This is a genomic window from Saccharopolyspora karakumensis, assembly GCF_004349225.1.
GTDB classification, from domain to species: Bacteria; Actinomycetota; Actinomycetes; order Mycobacteriales; family Pseudonocardiaceae; genus Saccharopolyspora; species Saccharopolyspora endophytica.
The window spans coordinates 26,958-42,768 of sequence record NZ_SMLA01000020.1; the positions used below are offsets into that span (position 1 = coordinate 26,958).

Here is a 15,811-nt window from a genome sequence, read left to right on the forward strand (position 1 = left end):
GTGCACCGCAGGCGCAGCTCTCCGCCTCGGCCTGCGGGCCGATTCGCCTCGGCCGAAAGTCCGGAATCCGGCGGCCGGCTGACCGTCAGCCGGTGTGGTCGGCGGGGACGGCACCGGTCGACCACGCCCACGCCGCGATCTCCACCCGGTTGCGCGTCCCCAGCTTGGACTGGATGTTGGTCAGGTGGGTCTTGACCGTCCCGAGGGAGAGGTGCAGCTCGGCGCAGATCTCCTGGTTGGTGCGGCCCACCGCCACCAGCCGCGCCACGCCCAGTTCGCGCTCGGACAGCACCGCGGGCGGCGTCCGCGCTCGATCCGGTGCTTCCCGGGTCTCCAGCCGGTGCAGCAAGCGCACCGTGACCGCCGGTGAGATCAGCGCGTCCCCGCGGTGCGCGGCCTCCACGGCTTCGACCAGCAGCGCCGGACTGGCGTCCTTGAGCAGGAACCCGCAGGCGCCGTTGCGCAACGCCTCGTGCACGTAGTCGTCCTGGTCGAAGGTGGTCACGACGACCACGCGCATCGGTTCGGCTGTGGCGGCACCGGCCAGGACCCGGGTCACCTCCAAGCCGTCGAGCTCGGGCATCCGGATGTCGACCAGGCAGACGTCCGGGCGGAGCCGCCGGGCCAGCTCGACGCACTCGGCGCCGTCGGCGGCCTCGCCGACCACCTCGATGTCCGGCCGGGCGTCGAGGATCATCCGGAAACCGCTGCGCACCAACCGCTGGTCGTCGGCGATGAGCACTCGTGTCGGGGTGTCGCTCACGCCGAAGAGTCTGGCACGCCCAGCACCGGGAAGTCGGCGGCGATGCGCCATCCGCCGTCGGGCGTGGCACCCGCCTCCATCGTGCCGTCTACGGCGGACACCCGTTCGCGAAGTCCGACGACGCCGAACCCGCCGTGGCCGCCCACGGGCGGCGCGGCCCGCTCGGCGGGTGGGGTGTTGGCGACCTCCGCGCGCAGCCGGTCGTCGGTCAGGTCGATCCGCACCGACACCACCGCGCCGGGGGCGTGCCGCCGCGCGTTGGTCAGCGATTCCTGCACCAGCCGGTGCACTGAGGTCTCCACCTCGGGAGCGAGCCGAGCGCTGCGGGCCGCCGCGGCGACCGACAGCGTCGCGCGCTGGTCCTCGCCGCTGCAGAAATCGCTGACCAGCGCCGCGATCTCGCTGAACAGCTCGCCCTGGCGCCGTGGTGGTCCGTCGACCTCCCGCAGCACCCGGACCAGCCGCCGCATCGAGTCGAGCGTTTCGGTCCCCGCGGCGTGGATCTCGGTGAGGATCGCGTCGATCTTCTCGGGCGCCGTGTCGCGGATGGCGCGTGCGGCGTTGGCCTGCACCACGATCCCGGTGACGTGGTGGGCGACGAAGTCGTGCAGGTCGCGCGCCAGCTCCAGGCGTTCGCCCTGCCGCACTGACTCCACCGCGCGGGCCCGGCGGGAGTCGAGGACGCGCAGGTAGCAGCTCAGGCCGACCACGCCACCGGTGGCGAAGGTGAGCAGGAACGCGTAGGAGAGCACGGAGGTGAACTCCTCCGGATCCCAGCCGAAGGTCCGCGCCGGACCGGTGATCACGGCGAGGCCGAGCGGCAGAGCGACCAGCGGCACGGGGATCCGGCGGCACGCCCGACCGAGCAGGATCAGCAGGCAGATCGACTCCAGCACGCCCCAGTTGCCCCTGACCTCGGTCGTCAGCAGCATCGTCGCGGTCAGCGCCAGCGAGCCGACCGCGGCGATCCAGCAACGGCGGTGCAGCGAGACGTACCGGTCGGGGATGAACAGCAGCAGCGCGGCGACGGCTCCGGCGACCAGCGGCGGGATCCAGTTGTTGTCCCCGTCGCGGATGCCGTCGGAGGACTCCAGGTCCAGCAACCACACGAGCAGCAGCGCCCCGCACAGCCCGGCGGTGAGCGCGTGCCGGGCGGGGCGGGGGAGGGCAGGGCCCTCGGCGGGAACCTCGTTGTGCACGTCGAAAGGCTAGGACATGCGGGTTCCCCGCCGGATCAGCCGCGCGGACGATGTGGCGGAGCGGGCATCGGCCGCGCGGCCGATGCCCGCTCCGGGTGCACCAGCTCAGACCGCGTCGTGGGCGACGTTGAGGTCGCGGTCCCCGGTCTCCGGGGCGACGAGGGAAGCGATGAAGCTGATCGCCATCATCACCATCATGTAGATCGCGACCGGGATCCACGATCCGCCGAACGCGGCCATCAGACCCGCGCAGATCAGCGGGGCGACGCCACCGCCGACGACCGAGGAGAACTCGCGGCCCAGCGCCACGCCCGCGTAGCGGTAGCGGTTGCCGAACAGCTCCGGGAAGTAGCTCATCTGCACGCCGACCGAACCGTGGCAGGCCAGGATGAACCCGAGCACGATCGCCACCGTGATCGCCACCGGCGAGCCGGTGTTGAGCGCGATGAACGTCGGCACCGGAAGCAGCACCAGTGCGCCCATGATCGTGGAGTAGACGCTCCTGCGGCCGACCACATCGGACAGCGCGCCGAACCCGAAGGCGGCGATGCCGCCGCAGATCGCGCCCAGCAGCAGCACCTTCGGCACGAACGCCTTGTCCACGCCGACCGTGGAGACCAGGTAGGAAGCCATGAACACCTGGTAGGTGTAGGACTGGGCGTTGGAACCGACGTTGAGGAAGAACGCCAGCAGCAGCGGCTTGCGGCCCTTGCGGAACGTCTCGGCTACCGGCGCCTTCGTCTCGCCGACCTGCTCCTTGAGCTCCTGGAAGACCGGGCTCTCGTTGAGCTTGCGCCGGATGATCAGCGCGGCGATCGTCACCAGCAGGCTGCTGCCGAACACCAGCCGCCAGCCCCAGCTCATCAAGGCGTCCTCGGGCAGCGACTGCGCGAGGATCCACGCGACCGCTCCGAGCGCGGTGCCCAGCGCGGCACCGGTCATCACCAGCGACGCCAGCGCGCCGCGCTTGCCCCTGCCCGCGGTCTCGGTGAGCAGCGTGGCACCACCGGCTTGCTCGGCGCCGGCGCCCATGCCCTGGAAGAACCGGCACGCGACCAGCAGGATCGGCGCTAAGAGCCCCACCTGCGAATAGGTGGGCAGCAGTCCGATGGCCAGCGTGGACCCGCCCATCAGCAGCAGCGTGGCCACCAGGACCCACTTGCGGCCCAGGCGGTCACCGAAGCGGGAGAAGATCAGCCCGCCCAGCGGCCGCGCGGCGAACCCGACCGCGTAGGCGCTGAAGGAGGCCAGGATCCCGGCGACCGGCGAGATGTTCGGGAAGAACAACTTGCTGAAGATCAGCGCCGACGCGGTGCCGTAGATGACGAAGTCGTACTGCTCCAGCGTCGTGCCGATCAGGCCGGCCCACGCCGCGCGCCGCACGGCCTTGCGGTCGGGAGGGGCTTCGGTGGTGTCCGCAGTGGAACTTCTTTGTTCGCTCATGGGTCCACGCAATCTTGTCGTGCGGTTATCCGTCGGCTTGCAGGGCTTCTTCGGTCGCCGCGGCGACCCCGTGGGCGCTGAGCACGTCGACGAGCTCGGCGACCCGCGCCTGGAACTCCTGGTGCGCGGCGAGTTCGTCGCCCAGCAGTCCGTCGCGCAGGGCGGCGGCGACGAACGCGCGCGTGCCGGAGGCGTTCGCGCGCGCGGTGCGCAGCGCTTCGGCGGCCGGATCGACCATCGCCGCGGTGTGCTCGGTGGTCCCGGGCGCGGTGGTGCAGCGCAGGTAGGCGGCCACGCTCAGCGCGAGGTGCTGCGGCACCCGACCGGCCTTGAGGTGCAGCGCGGCCGGTTCCGGGACGCGCTGGGCGAGCTTGGTCGAGCCGTCGGAGCCGACCTGCCGCGTGCGGTGGCCGAGCGCGCTGTTGCTCCAGCGCGTGAACAGCTGGGCGGAGTAGTCCTCGAAGTCGATGTCGGCGGGCATCGTCAGCGTCGGCAGGTAGTCGGCGCGCATCAGCCGTCGCGCGGCCTCGGCGATGTGCGGGCGGGCGGTGGCCTCGGAGATCAGGTCGCAGCCGTCGAGCGCGCCCAGGTAGGCGATCAGCGAGTGCGTGCCGTTGAGCAGCCGCAACTTCATCAGCTCGTAGGGCTCGACGTCGTCGGTGAAGGTGACACCGCCGTGCTCCCAGGCCGGACGCCCGGCGGCGAAGTGGTCCTCCAGCACCCACATGCTGAACGGTTCGGCGGGCACGGGGGCCTCGTCGCGCAGTCCGAGCCGGTCGGCGACGGCCTTGCGGTAGGCGTCGGTGGTCGCCGGCACGATCCGGTCGACCATCCCGTTCGGGAAGCTGACCGAGCCGCGCAGGTAGGCGAGCAGGTCGTCGCGCTCGGCGGCCGGCAGGGCCTCGGCGAACTCGCGCACCAGGCGTCCGGTGAGCTCGCCGTTGCCGGTGAGGTTGTCGCAGCTGAGGATCGCCACCGGCGAGGCGTGCGTGGCGGCGCGGCGCTGGAGCGCGCGGGCCAGCCGGCCGATCGTGGTCCGCGACGCGCCACCGGCGAGGTCGGCCCGGATCGCCGGGTCGTCGAGGTCGAGGGACTTGGTGCGCGGCGAGTAGCTGTAGCCCTTCTCGGTGATCGTCAGCGTGACGATGCGGGTCTCGTGCGCCGACAGCGCGTCCAGCACGGCATCGGGCTGCTGCGCGGCGACCAGCACGTCGCTGTGCACGGCCGGGACGCCGATCTCGGTGCGTTCCGGGGAGATCTCGACGACCCCGTAGCGCATGTCCTGCTCGCGCATGGCCTGGGCGATGGTCGCCGAGGAGTTGGCGACGCCGACGATCGCCCACGGCCCCTCGGTGTGCTCCAGCGCGCGGGCGGTGTGCACGGCCTGGTGCGCGCGGTGGAAGTTGCCGAGTCCCAGGTGGACGATGCCCGGCGCGCCCAGCGAGCGGTGGTGCTGCAGTGCGGAGGCGGGTGTGGTGGACGCGGTGAGTCGTTGCATGGCGAACCAATCAGGCGGGCCGGCGGGCGGCGGGAGCGGTCGAGTCGCGCACGACCAGGTGCGAGGGCAGCAGGTGCTTGCGCGGCGGCGGTCGGTGTCCGCCGAGGATCGGGCCGAGCAGCTCCATGCTCAGCGATCCCGCCTTGGACCACGGGATGGAGATGCTGGTCAGCGACGGCCGGGAGACCTCGGTGAGTGCCACGTCGTCGATGCCGATGACGCTGAGCCCCTCGGGGACCTGCACCCCCAGGGCGCGAGCGCCCTTGATCACGCCGAAGGCGACCAGGTCGTTGTGGGTGATCACCGCGGATGCTCCGGTGGCCAGCACGCTGGCGGCCACGGCCGTTCCGGCGGCGACGGTCTCGGCGTGCCAGTCCAGCACGTGCAGCGAGATGCCGGCCTCGGCTGCGAGGGCTTCGACGAGCCGCACGCGGCGGGGGCTGGACCAGGAGTGGGTGGAGCCGGAGACGAACGCGATGCGCTCGTGGCCCAGCGCGGCGAGGTAGTCGACGGCCTGGCGCAGGCCGTCACCGGCGTCGGCGAGCACGCAGTCCACGGCGTCGTGCTCCTGGTTGATCAGCACTGACGGCGTCGACCCGCACAGCTCCACGAGCTCGTCGGCGGGCAACCGCGACGAGCACAGCACGATGGCCGACACCTGGCTGCGCAGGTGCGCGATGGCCTCGCGTTCGCGCTCCGGGTCGCGGTCGGTGTCGTGGAGCACCAGGGTGTGCCTGCGCCGCCGGCCTTCGCCCTGCGCCGCCTTGACCAGCGTGCCGTAGACGGGGTTGGCGATGTCGGGCACGACCATCGCCACCGTGGAACCGGCGACCTGCGCCTCCGCCGGCTTGGCGGTCTGGTAGCCCAGCTCCTGGGCGGCGTCGAGGACCTTGCGCAAGGTGTCCGGGCCGAGCCGCTGCGGGTCGCTGAACGCGCGCGACGCCGTGGACAACGCGACGTCGGCTCGCTTCGCCACGTCGGTCAAGGTCGGCGCCATCGCCCCTCCGCTCCGTCGCGCCCGGGCGGTGCGCCGGGCAGAGCAGATCTTGACCAACCTTGCGCAAACTTGTCAACCGCTTGCCGAACTCATCCGGCCAGAGCGCGGCGCAGCACCTGCCCGACTTCGGCGATCTGCCGCTGCGAGACCTCGGTCGACACGATCGCATGCGAGCCGTGGAACGTCCCCGGCCACCAGATCCGGATCGGCACCTCCGTTCACCCGGGACGAGCCGGTCGGTGACCTCCACGGTCGAGGTGTCGCTGCGGTAGCCCCGAGTCCACTCGGGCCGACAGGAAGTCGCTTCCGCGATGGGTGAGCTCGATGCGCGTCTTCGCGGGGACTCGATCCGCTGACCGAAGTGGTCGCGCACTGGACGCCGCACTGCGCGACCCCGGCTGAGCGCAACTAGTCGAGGGCGGTGCCCGACTGGCCCAGGGCTTCGCCGACGCGCAGCCGGTAGAGGCGGGTCGGACGGCCGCGCCGGGTGGGTTGCGCGCTTCCCTCGGAGGTGACCAGTGCGGCGGTGCCGAGCTTGCGGATCAGCCGCCTCCCGCTCGGATCGGTGATGCCGAGCAAGGTGGCCAGCTCGCTGGGCGAGACCGCGCGTCCGCGCAACTCGCGTTCCAGCGACACCAGGCGGGACAGCGTGGTCGGGCTCAACCCGACCTCGCGCGCCATCCGCTCCAGCTCGGCGCTGTGGTCCCGGTAGGCGAATTCGGTGCGCCGTCCGGCACCGCCGATCGGCCCGATGATGACGCCGCTGTCCTGGATGACGAACCCGCAGGAGTGCGGCTCGGCCTCGGCGCGCACCGCCGCGCGCTCGGCGAGCGCGATCCCGGCGCGCACCGAAGCGCCCAAACCGAAACCCGCGGCGATGCGCACGTCCATGCTCCGTTCGGCCTGCTGCAACGCGGGAACCACCTGCCAGCCCGCTGTCGCGCGTTCCAGCAGCGCCTTGTGGGCGAACAGGACCAGCCCGCGCTTGCCCCGGTTCTCCACCCAGGAGCCGGCCAAATGCGGGTCCTGCAACAGGATTTCGCGCAACCCCGCCCGCGCGCGTTCGACGTCCTCGCCCTCGCGGACCTGGAAGACCCCGGCGGCGAAACGGCAATCCTCGGCCTGACCGGCCTTCACCCGCAGCAGCAGGTCCTGCAGCTCGGCGCGCACGGATGCCGCCAGCAGGTCGGTGTCGACCACCGGTGCCTCCGCGCGCAGCGCCTCGGCGACCTCCAGGCGCGGGGTGATCACCACGCCGCCGTTGCGCAGCGCCGCGCGGTGGTGCTCCACGATCTCGGCGATCGGCTGATCGGTGGCGTAGGGGAGAGCGGAGTGGCGGACGCCGAGCGTGGTGGCGACTTCCTTGATCACGTGGTGGTCGAAGGTGTCGATGCTGGCCCTGCGGTGCTCGGGGTAGTCGCTGCGCATCCTGGCGACCGCCAGCGCCAGCTCGAGCGAGCTAGGTCGTGTCACCGCCACCGGGAGGTCCTCCGGAACCCGACCGCGCACGGCCTCGTAGGAACGCGGCCCGATGAGCAGACCGTTCACCCCCGGCGAGGCGAGCAGTTCCCGCAACCGGTCCACGGCTTGGGCGGATTCCCCGCAGACGGCCCAGCGCAGTGTCACGCCGGAAACGGTGCTCGCTGCCTGGCGGAAGACCTCTTGGTGCCGCGCGTGTACCAGGACGCCGATCACCACGCTCATGTCCCCACCTGGATTCAGTTCGCCGACGAAACTTCACCAGGATTGCGCGATCAGTGGTCGGGGTCAACGCGGTCGGTCTAGTCGGTGATGATTCGGATGCGCTCGGCGTGATCGAGTCGATATCCGACGCCGCGCACCGTCGTGATGAGATCCATCTCGGGACCGAGCTTGTTGCGGAGCCGGCGGACGTGGACGTCGACCGTGCGCGTGCGGGGTTCGCTGGAGAAATCCCACACCGCCGCCAGCAGCGTGTTGCGGTGGTGCACCCGGCCCGGGTTGCGGGCCAGGAACAGCAGCAGGTCGAACTCCAGCCGCGTGAAGCGGATGTGGGTGCCGTCCGGGCGGACGATCTGCCTGGCGTGGACCAGGATTCGCAGCTTCGGCGACTCCACCGGCGCGGTGTCCACCGTGGACTGCGCCGGGATCGCTTCGCGCAGCTCGGCGTTGCGGGTCAGTATCCTCTCGAGCAGGCCCAGGTCTTCGCGGGTGACCACGAATCGGGCGGTGACCTCGACGAGACCGGCGTCGGCCGGGGCGAAGTCCGCTGTTGTCGGTTCCAGCGTCATGGCACGCTTCTCCATCGCTGCGGGGTGTGAACGGGCGGGAGCGGAAGAGCTCAACCGCGCGGACACGCAGCGGAGGCGACCCACAGCAGGTCGATGTGCGCACGCTGCACCAGCAGCGGTCCGGAGGCCATGCCACCAGATGGAATCAGGGTCGATGACGACCGTCAAAGCGCGCTCGTACAGTGGGAATACGCAGGTCAGCGACGGAACCAGCGGCGCCTGCGCGGCGCGTAGGGCTGCTCGGCGGCCGGTTTCGGGGCCTCGGGAGCCTGCGCGGCCGGTCGCTGCGACCGCCAGCGCTCGACCAGCGAGTCCACGTTGACCGGTGCGATCGCGATCTGCGGGCCGACCGGGAAGCGCAGGTGCTCGACGATGCGCCGGTTGAGCTCGCCCGCGACCTCGCGCACGGTCTGCTCGCTGGTCAGCTCGGCGACGGTCTCGCGCAGCTCGTCGATCTCGCGCCGCAGGCGCAGGGGAGTGGGCAGCAGCGCGTCACCGGAGAGGCCCTCGCGGCGGATCTGCTCCTTGATCCACCACTGCTCGTCCAGCGGCGCACCGGCCCCCGGCAGCGGCTTGCCCGCGCCGGGCAGGTCGTCGAACTCGCCGCGCTCCTGGGCGGTGCGGATCTGCCGGTCCACCCACGACTCGAAGGTGACCCCGGGAGGTTTGCGCTCGGCCATGACGCGATTGTCCGGTACGAGCGCGACCGCGCGCCACCGTCAGGCGGTGCGGCGCAGGAACCCGTTGAGCAGCGCGGCCTGGCCCGCGTGCTGCAGGTCGTCGGCGATCACGCTCACCAGGCGCACGCCCAGGGTGACCGGCGGGGACCAGCTGGCGTCGATGACCTCGTCCAGGTCGTCGTCGCCGAGGCCGGTGACGAACCGCAGCGTCTGCTCGTGCACCGCGTCGTAGTAGCCGGTCAGCAGCTCACCGGAGGCGTGCACCGACTCGACCTGTTCCGAGTCGTGCCCGTAGCCGGTGTCCTCCTCGTCCAACGGCAGCCCGAACCGCGCGGCCCAGTTCTGCACCAGCCACACCTGCTCGGTCTCGGCGACGTCGGCGATGTGGTCGTCCTGCACCCGCGCCAGGTGCCACAGCAGCCAAGCGATCGAGTTGGACTCGGGGTCGATGCGGTGCGCCAGCGCCTCCTCGTCGAGACCGGCGACCGCTTCGTGCACCACTGCCTGAATCCGGCTGAACGCATCGACGAGCACATCGGCGCTGGTCATCCGGTTCCGCTCCTCACATCCGGCGGCAAACGCTTGCGCACACGGTACGGCGCAGCACCGCCACCGGCAGCGGATCTGCGACGGCGTGTTGCCGTGTCAGCGTCGCGGCGGGACCGGGATGCGGTCGAGATCGGAGGCGACGACGATCGTGCCGTCGAAGACCTCCGCCGCCTCGTCGTGGAAGCGGCGAGGATCGGTGTAGCGCTGCGAGAAGTGGGTCAGCACCAGGCACCGCACCCCGCAGTCGGCGGCGACCCGGGCGGCCTGCGCGGCGGTCAGGTGCCGGTACCGGTCGGCGAGGTCGGCGTCCTGGTCGAGGAAGGTCGATTCGATGACCAGCATGTCCGCGTCGGCGGCCAGCTCGAACACGCCGTCGCAGAGCCGGGTGTCCATCACGAACGCGAACCGCTGCCCGGCCCGCTCCTGGCTGACCTCCGCCAGCTCCACGGTCCGGTCGCCGATGCGCACCGACCCCTGCCGCTGGAGCGTGCCGATGTCGGGCCCGCGCACGCCGAGCTCCGCCAGCGCGTCCGGCAGCATGCGGCGCCCGTCGGGTTCCTCGAGCCGGTAGCCGAACGCCTCGATGCGGTGGTCCAGCCGCACCGCGCGCAACGATCCGAACGGGCCGCGCGCGATCGTGCCGTCGCCGGTGATCGGGTGCTCGTCGAGCTGGACGGTGTCGTCGTAGGCCGCCGCGTAGCGCAGGTGTCCGAAGAACTTCGCGCCCGACGCCGGGTAGTGCGCGTGCACCGCGCCGCGAACCCGGTCGCTGGACATCCGGTGCACCACCCCGGGCACGCCCAGGCAGTGATCGCCGTGGAAGTGCGTGATGCACAGGTGGTCGACGTCGTTGGCGCTGACGCCGGCGAAGGTCATCTGCCGCTGCGTGCCCTCACCCGGGTCGAACAGCAGCCCCAGACCGTCCCAGCGCAGCAGGTAGCCGTTGTGGTTGCGGGTGCGGGTCGGCGCCTGGCTTGCGGTGCCGAGCACGACGAGTTCCCGGTTGGACACGTCCAGCACCCTATGCGCCGGATCGGCTCGCGCGGCGCGGACCTCAGTCCTCGGGCGGGCGTGGTCGACCGGATTTCACCTGCGATTCCTCGTCCTGTTCCTGCGCGGACTCCAGCGCCCGGGTTTCCTCGGGCGGGTCGGGCCGCAGCAGGCTGCCGGGGACGGAGTGCCCCGCGGCGCCGAGCTTGTTCATCTTCTTGGGCACCGGGGTGCCCTGGTAGTCCAGCGGTTCCGGGTGGCCGTGCTCGTCGACCGGGCCGAGCGGCTGGTGGACCTCGATGAACTCGCCGTGCGGGAGCCGCTTGACGATGCCGGTCTCCACGCCGTGCTCCAGCACCTCGCGGTCGCTGCGCTGCAACCCGATGCAGACCCGGTAGGTGATGTAGTAGGCCAGCGGTGGGAGCACCAGCACCCCGATGCGCCCGGCCCAGGTCATCATGTTCAGCGACAGGTTGAACACGAAGGCGACGATGTCGTTCATCCCGGAGATGAGCACGACGACGAAGAACGCGATCGCCATGATGCCCAGCGAGGTGCGGACCGGGTTGTCGCGCGGGCGCTGCAGCAGGTTGTGGTGCGCGTCGTCGCCGCTGAGCTTGCGCTCCAGCATCGGGTAGACGGCGGCGATGGTGAACACCAGGCCCATGCCCAGGATCAGCGGGAAGAACGGGGATCCGATGGTGAACGGCCCGAGGTAGAGCTCCCACGGTGGCCACAAGCGGCCCATCCCGTCGGTCCACATCATGTACCAGTCGGGCTGGGAGGCGGAGGACACCTTCGACGCGACGTAGGGACCGAAGTTCCAGATCGCGTTGATCTGGAAGATGCCGCTCATGATCGCCAGCACGCCGGTGACGATGAGGAAGAACGCGGCGGACTTCGCCGCGAACACCGGCATGATCCGCACGCCCACCACGTTGGACTCGGTGCGCTTGGGGCCCGGGTACTGGGTGTGCTTCTGGTACCACACGATCGCCAGGTGGACCGCGACGAGCGCGAGGATGATCCCGGGCAGCAGGAACACGTGGAACAGGTAGAAGCGCGGGATGATCTCGGTGCCGGGGAACTCCGAGCCGAACAGCAGCCAGTGCAGCCACGTGCCGATGACCGGGATGGACAGCAGGATGCCGGAGGCGATCCTCAGGCCGGTGCCGGAGAGCAGGTCGTCGGGCAGCGAGTAGCCGATGAAGCCCTCGAACATGCCCAGCACGAACAGGCTGACGCCGATGAGCCAGTTCGTCTCGCGCGGCCGGCGGAACGCTCCGGTGAAGAAGATCCGGAACATGTGCGCCACGATCGCGGCCATGAAGATCAGCGCGCCCCAGTGGTGCAGCTGCCGGGCGAACATCCCGCCCCGGACCTCGAAGGAGATGTCGAGCGTGCTCTCGAACGCCCGGGACATCTCGACGCCGCGCAGGTTGGTGAACCTGCCGTCGTAGGTCACCTCGGCCATCGACGGGTCGAAGAAGTACGCGAGGTAGGTGCCGGTCAGCAGCAGGACGATGAAGCTGTAGAGGGCGATCTCGCCGAGCAGAAAGCCCCAGTTGGTGGGGAAGACCTTGTTGAGCTGGCGCCGCATCCCCGGTGCCGCGCGGAACCGCTTGTCCAGCTCGTCGGCTCCCTCGGCCACCGAGCGGGACAGCTTGCTCTCGGGCTTCGTCGGCTGGGTCAGCTTGCTCATGTCGACCCCAGGTGTCCCGGATTCACGACATTGCCGACCCAGACTACTGCTTTCGGCGGTGCCGAGCAGCCGAGTTCGTGCTACTTCGCGTGGAAGAGGGCCTCGAAGAAGGTGGTCAGCGAGCCGATGACGGTGGTCACCGCGCCCACGATGGTGGTGACCGCGTTGCGGACCGCCTCAGCGGCGGAGACGGGGTCGCGCACCAGCAGGGAGCCGCACACCAGCACCACGAGAATCACGATCACGGTCACGGCTTTGCGGTTCATGCGATCAGCCTCCGTCGGTCCGCCCGGCGCCGCAGGAACCCTACCTTGCACACCCGCCCCAGCCGTCGCGCGAGGGGTCACGCGTGTCACGTCTGGGACGCGTGTGCCGCAGCAGCGTCCGGCGGGGGGCGTCAGGCCTTCTTGACCGCGGAGATGTCGAGCTCGACGGTGATCTTCTCGCTGACCAGCCAGCCGCCGGTCTCCAGCGCGGCGTTCCAGGTCAGGCCCCAGTCCTTCCGGTTGACCTGCAGTCCGCCCTCGAACCCGACGCGGATCTCGCCGAAGGGGTCCTTGGCCTGGCCGGTGTGCTCCAGGTCGAACTCCACGGGTTTGGTGGTGCCCTTGATCGTGAGGTCGCCGGTGACGGTGAAGGTGTTCCCGCCCTGCGGCCGCACGCAGGTGGAGGTGAACACGATCTCCGGGTGGTTGTCGATGTCGAAGAAGTCGGCGGTGCGCAGGTGCTCGTCGCGCTGCTCCTGGCCGGTGCTGATGCTGGAGGTCTTCATCCGCGCGGTGCCGGTGGAGTTGGCGGGGTCGTCGGCGTCGATGCGGATCTCGCCGTCGACGTCGAGGAACTGCCCGCGCACCTTGGTCACCATCGCGTGCCGGGCGACGAATCCCAGCCGGGAGTGCGCCGGGTCGATGGCGTAGGTGCCGGTGAGCTTTCCGAGGTCGGTGGCTTCGCTCATGGGTTGTCGCTCCGGTCTTCCCACGGGGGTTCGGACACCACCGACTATGCCGTAGAAGTTTCAACCACGCGTGGGCTTCGCGGCTCGTCCCTGGAACGGGTGAGCGGCGAGTCGAGTGGTAGCCGCGTGTCGGCGCTGGGAGGCTGCACGCGTGCAGGACAAGATCAGTGACGGCCGTTCGATCCGACGCTGGCGGCGCCGGCTCGCCGACGAGCGCGAGGAGGCTCGCGTCTACCGGAGCCTGGCCGCTCGCCGCAGCGGCGAGGAGCGGGAGATCCTCCTCGGTCTCGCCGAGGCCGAGGAGCGCCACGCCCGCTACTGGGAGGACCTGCTCGGCGATGAGATCGGCCCGCAGCGGCGCGGGCAGTTCCGGATGCGCGTCCTCGTCGCCCTGGCGCGCCGCTTCGGCTCGGTGTTCGTCCTCGCCCTGGCCCAGCGCGCCGAGAGCCGCTCGCCGTACCACTACGACCAGGACGTGCCCGCTTCGATGGCGGCCGACGAGCGCATCCACGAGGAGGTCGTGCGCGCCCTGGCGGCGCGCGGCCGCGCCCGGGTGTCGGGGTCGTTCCGCGCGGCGGTCTTCGGCGCCAACGACGGTCTGGTCAGCAACCTCGCCCTGGTCCTGGGCGTGATCGGCGGGAACCTGTCCTCCGAGGTCGTGCTGCTGACCGGGTTCGCGGGCCTGCTGGCCGGAGCCCTGTCGATGGGTGCCGGTGAGTACATCTCGGTCCGCTCCCAGCGCGAACTCCTCGCCGCGGCCACCCCGGACCCGCAGGCCCGCGCGGTCGTCCCGCACCTCGACGTCGACGCCAACGAGCTCGCCCTGGTCTACCGGGCCAGGGGCATGGACGAGGCCGAGGCGCAGCGCCGCGCCGACGCCCTGCTGCGGCAGTTGCAGTCGACGTTGCCGCACGCCCACCAGGAGTACGAGGCCGCCCCCGAGAACGGCCGGGGCGGGGAGGCCTCCGAAGACCACGAGGTGGTCGGCTCGGGTGCGAAGGCCGCGGTGTCGAGCTTCGCGTTCTTCGCCTCCGGTGCGCTGATCCCGGTCCTGCCCTTCGCCGTGGGCCTGATCGGAGTGGTGGCGACCGTGGCCTCGGTCGTGCTGGTGGGGCTCGCGCTGATGCTCACCGGTGCCACGGTCGGCGTCCTCTCCGGAGCCGCCCCGCTGCCCCGAGCCCTCCGGCAACTGGCCATCGGCCTGGGAGCCGCAGCCGTCACCTACCTCCTCGGCGTCCTCTTCGGAGCCACCATCGGCTGACCGTCGTGCGCGGGCCGACGGTGGTGTCGGTGCGGGGTCGCGAGGCCGCGACGTCGTGGTCGACGGACCGGTGAGCCCGTCGACCACGACCGGGGTGCTCAGCGGTCCAGGCGGGACATCGCGTCCGGGTGGTAGCGCTCGCCTGCGGCGGTGCCGGGCGGGAACTGCTCGGACAGCTCCGCGACGAGCTCGGGGCTGAGGTCGACGTGGGCGGCTTGGACGTTGGCCTCCACGCGCCCGATGCGGCGGCTGCCCGGGATCGGCAGGAGGTCGTCGCCCTGGGCCAGCAGCCACGCCAGCGCCAGCTGCGCCGGGGTGATCCCGAGGCGGTCCGCGTGCTCGCGCAGCGGCCGGGTCAGCTCGATGTTGCGCTGCAGGCTCTCCTCCTGGAACCGCGGGTAGCGCTTCTTGCGGACCTCCAGGTTCTCCACGTCGGAGGCGCTGGTGAACGAACCGGTGAGCACCCCGCGTCCCAGCGGGGAGTAGGCCACCAGGCTCACGCCCAGCTCGCGGGTCGCCGGCAGCAGCTCGGCCTCCGGGTCGCGGGTGAACAGCGAGTACTCCTGCTGCACCGCGGTGATCGGGTGCACCTGGTGCGCGCGGCGCAACGTCGCTGCGCTGATCTCCGAGAGCCCGATGTGGCCGATCTTGCCCTCGGCGACGAGCTCGGCCATCGCGCCGACGGTGTCCTCGATGGGCGTGGTGCGGTCGAGCCGGTGCAGGTAGTAGAGGTCGATGTGGTCGGTGCCCAGCCGCGACAGGCTGGCGTCCACGGCCTGCCGGACGTACTCGGGCTTGCCTCCGCCGGTCTCCTTGTTGGCGCCGAACTTGGTGGCCAGCACGACTTCGTCGCGGCGGTCGGCCAGCAGTCCGCTGATGAGCTGCTCGTTGTGGCCGTCGCCGTAGACGTCGGCGGTGTCGAGGAAGTTCACGCCGAGGTCGAGCAGCTCGTTGAGCAGCTTCGCCGATTCGGCGTCGTCGGCGGTGCCGTAGACGCCGGACAGGCCCATCGCGCCGTAGCCGATGGCGCTGACCTCGGGACCGTTGCGGCCGAGTCGGCGACGTGGGGGAGTGTCGGACACGGATCGACTCCTGATTCGCGTAGGTGGTGGTGCTCGCCGGCCTAGCCCTGGTAGTTAGCGGAGCTCACAACCTGGGACGTGGTGTCACAGCTCGAAGCCGGCGCGGCGCTCGGCGGGAACCAGGTCGAGGTAGTCGGGGTGCTTGGCGATCCAGCCGCGCACGTACGGGCAGAACGGCAGCACGTTCAGCTCGCGGCCCCGGACCTCGTCCAGCGCGGCGCGCACCAGCTTGCTCGCCAGGCCCTGACCGCTGAAGCCGTCGTCGATCTCGGTGTGGGTGAACGAGATCTGCCCGGTCTTGAGCTTGTACTCGGCGAAGCCCGCCAGCTCCCCGTCGACGCGGATCTCGAACCGGCCGGCGTCGGGGTTGTCCTTGATCTCGGGCTCGGTGCTCACCACTGCTCTCCCGTCATTGGATGATG

At 70.9% G+C, this 15,811-nt stretch carries 17 protein-coding genes; 1 reads left to right on the forward strand and 16 read right to left on the reverse strand.

Annotated features, from left to right (window positions below):
- Positions 1–85: 85 nt before the first annotated feature.
- The 14 genes from E1202_RS15280 to E1202_RS15345 form a co-directional block, all read right to left on the reverse strand.
- The gene (locus E1202_RS15280; protein ID WP_268952327.1) at positions 86–763 is read right to left on the reverse strand and encodes a response regulator; all 678 of its coding nucleotides are present in this window, start codon (positions 761–763) and stop codon (positions 86–88) included.
- Positions 760–1,962, reverse strand: coding sequence for a sensor histidine kinase (locus E1202_RS15285; RefSeq protein ID WP_132683781.1), 1,203 nt, complete (start codon positions 1,960–1,962; stop codon positions 760–762). Before E1202_RS15285 ends, E1202_RS15280 begins: the two co-directional genes overlap by 4 nt.
- A 105-nt stretch (positions 1,963–2,067) precedes the next feature.
- Positions 2,068–3,405 (reverse strand): MFS transporter, encoded by a 1,338-nt coding sequence (locus E1202_RS15290; RefSeq protein WP_132683783.1) that lies wholly within the window; start codon positions 3,403–3,405, stop codon positions 2,068–2,070.
- Between the two features lie 25 nt (positions 3,406–3,430).
- The gene (locus tag E1202_RS15295; protein WP_132683785.1) at positions 3,431–4,903 is read right to left on the reverse strand and encodes a mannitol dehydrogenase family protein; all 1,473 of its coding nucleotides are present in this window, start codon (positions 4,901–4,903) and stop codon (positions 3,431–3,433) included.
- Between the two features lie 10 nt (positions 4,904–4,913).
- Positions 4,914–5,900, reverse strand: a complete 987-nt coding sequence (locus E1202_RS15300) for a LacI family DNA-binding transcriptional regulator (RefSeq protein WP_132683787.1) — start codon at positions 5,898–5,900, stop codon at positions 4,914–4,916.
- Between the two features lie 89 nt (positions 5,901–5,989).
- The gene (locus E1202_RS32605) at positions 5,990–6,112 is read right to left on the reverse strand and encodes a hypothetical protein (RefSeq protein WP_268952328.1); all 123 of its coding nucleotides are present in this window, start codon (positions 6,110–6,112) and stop codon (positions 5,990–5,992) included.
- A gap of 196 nt (positions 6,113–6,308) precedes the next feature.
- On the reverse strand, positions 6,309–7,604 hold the full coding sequence (locus tag E1202_RS15310; protein ID WP_132683789.1) for a transcriptional regulator: 1,296 nt from the start codon (positions 7,602–7,604) through the stop codon (positions 6,309–6,311).
- 77 nt (positions 7,605–7,681) lie between these two features.
- Positions 7,682–8,185: a winged helix-turn-helix domain-containing protein gene (locus E1202_RS32610; RefSeq protein ID WP_132683790.1), complete on the reverse strand. Its 504-nt coding sequence runs from the start codon at positions 8,183–8,185 to the stop codon at positions 7,682–7,684.
- Between the two features lie 182 nt (positions 8,186–8,367).
- Entirely contained in the window at positions 8,368–8,850 is a 483-nt protein-coding gene (locus tag E1202_RS15320; protein WP_132683792.1) for a DnaJ family domain-containing protein, read from the reverse strand.
- A gap of 39 nt (positions 8,851–8,889) precedes the next feature.
- On the reverse strand, positions 8,890–9,399 hold the full coding sequence (locus E1202_RS15325; protein ID WP_132683794.1) for a mycothiol transferase: 510 nt from the start codon (positions 9,397–9,399) through the stop codon (positions 8,890–8,892).
- Between the two features lie 96 nt (positions 9,400–9,495).
- The gene (locus tag E1202_RS15330; RefSeq protein ID WP_132683795.1) at positions 9,496–10,410 is read right to left on the reverse strand and encodes a ribonuclease Z; all 915 of its coding nucleotides are present in this window, start codon (positions 10,408–10,410) and stop codon (positions 9,496–9,498) included.
- Positions 10,411–10,453: 43 nt separating this feature from the next.
- Complete coding sequence (gene qcrB, locus E1202_RS15335; RefSeq protein WP_132683797.1) at positions 10,454–12,091, reverse strand: cytochrome bc1 complex cytochrome b subunit; 1,638 nt, start codon at positions 12,089–12,091, stop codon at positions 10,454–10,456.
- Between the two features lie 80 nt (positions 12,092–12,171).
- Entirely contained in the window at positions 12,172–12,357 is a 186-nt protein-coding gene (locus E1202_RS15340) for a hypothetical protein (RefSeq protein WP_132683799.1), read from the reverse strand.
- 131 nt (positions 12,358–12,488) lie between these two features.
- Positions 12,489–13,046: a YceI family protein gene (locus tag E1202_RS15345; protein WP_132683801.1), complete on the reverse strand. Its 558-nt coding sequence runs from the start codon at positions 13,044–13,046 to the stop codon at positions 12,489–12,491.
- Positions 13,047–13,197: 151 nt separating this feature from the next.
- Here E1202_RS15345 and E1202_RS15350 point away from each other — a divergent pair, with 151 nt between their 5' ends.
- Positions 13,198–14,307, forward strand: coding sequence for a VIT1/CCC1 transporter family protein (locus tag E1202_RS15350; protein ID WP_132683802.1), 1,110 nt, complete (start codon positions 13,198–13,200; stop codon positions 14,305–14,307).
- 98 nt (positions 14,308–14,405) lie between these two features.
- Here the strand turns inward: E1202_RS15350 and E1202_RS15355 are convergent, their stop codons facing one another.
- Both E1202_RS15355 and E1202_RS15360 read right to left on the reverse strand, forming a co-directional pair.
- Positions 14,406–15,389 carry an aldo/keto reductase gene (locus tag E1202_RS15355; protein WP_235878400.1) on the reverse strand — a complete coding sequence of 328 codons (984 nt, stop codon included), beginning with the start codon at positions 15,387–15,389 and terminating at the stop codon, positions 14,406–14,408.
- A gap of 84 nt (positions 15,390–15,473) precedes the next feature.
- A complete protein-coding gene (locus E1202_RS15360) occupies positions 15,474–15,785 on the reverse strand; it encodes a GNAT family N-acetyltransferase (RefSeq protein WP_132683803.1) in 312 nt (103 codons plus the stop codon).
- Positions 15,786–15,811: the final 26 nt, after the last annotated feature.